At 37.3% G+C, this 1,051-nt stretch carries 2 protein-coding genes; both read right to left on the bottom strand.

What is annotated here, in order from left to right; translation table 11 throughout:
* Positions 1 to 230: 230 nt before the first annotated feature.
* Positions 231 to 557: a hypothetical protein gene (locus AABI08_RS08385; protein ID WP_338344729.1), complete on the bottom strand. Its 327-nt coding sequence runs from the start codon at positions 555 to 557 to the stop codon at positions 231 to 233.
* 146 nt (positions 558 to 703) lie between these two features.
* On the bottom strand, positions 704 to 871 hold the full coding sequence (locus tag AABI08_RS08380) for a hypothetical protein (RefSeq protein ID WP_338344727.1): 168 nt from the start codon (positions 869 to 871) through the stop codon (positions 704 to 706).
* Positions 872 to 1,051: the final 180 nt, after the last annotated feature.

Genomic DNA, 1,051 nt, shown 5'->3' with positions numbered 1-1,051 from the left:
TGCTCGTATGTCAATAAATTAGACACTTTTTTTACATCGCCGAGCTTGATTCGTATGTATGAATTTGTTCATGATTATATCGATGAATATACCGCGAAATTCGAGCTATTAGCTCAAATTTACTCTTAAATCAATTCTCTCTTTAAAATTGAATGAAAAGCCTCGATTCTCGCATTGTCATAGGGGTGCCCTTTCTTGGAATAGGAGTGGCGAATGCGATTTGTCTCCAGTCAATTTTCAAAAACACTACTCGTGTACTCGCTCCCCATCTCACTATGCAGATAAGCTGATTTTGGATGCTGGCTTAATGCCTCTAACAAAATGTCAGAAACAAAACGGCCATCTCGAACTGAATTTAGCTGATGCGCTAATACTTTTCGAACTGGCTTACGGTATTTTTTGGTCATCACTGATTGACAGTTTGCCTTTTTTAATAATTGCCATAATCGTCGTACACCAACATTGATTCCTTGTCGGTGTAAGGCGATTTTTATTTGTTTATAACTATCAACACGGTCACTAGATAGCCAGATTTCTTTGGCCATTCCTTGAATCATTTGATTCTCCTGTTCGCGCGTACTAGGTACATAGTTTACCCAATTATAAAAAATACTCCGTGCAATCTTTAAGACACGAAGTACAGTCGTCACACGATGACCAGCAACGATATTAGCTTGAATAATTGGAAATGCGGTATCACGATTTAATTTTTGGCCAGTAATACCGCCACTCGTTTTAAAATATCATTTTCCTCTCGGAGACGATCATTTTCCTTTTTAATCTTTTTAATATCATTGTTTATGTAGATGGTATCACCAATCATTTGTTTTTGAGCACCGTGTGCCCATTTCAAAACAGTGGTTGAGGCCATACCAAATTCTTTTTCGAGGGACTTAGAAGAACGTCCTTCCTGAATAAAGAGTAATAATTGAATCCTTGAATTCCTTTGAGTATCGGGGCGTTTTATTATATGCTAAAATTCTTTTCTTCCTTGAGTGATTATACAGTGGATGCGTGCATAAAATCTGTCCACTTTATTAGCATACGAGCA

Origin of the sequence: Fructobacillus evanidus (assembly GCF_963580165.1) — a bacterium.
GTDB lineage: Bacteria > Bacillota > Bacilli > Lactobacillales > Lactobacillaceae > Fructobacillus > Fructobacillus evanidus.
Note: the sequence above shows the minus strand (reverse complement) of the source record. Positions and strands in the feature narration are given on the sequence as shown.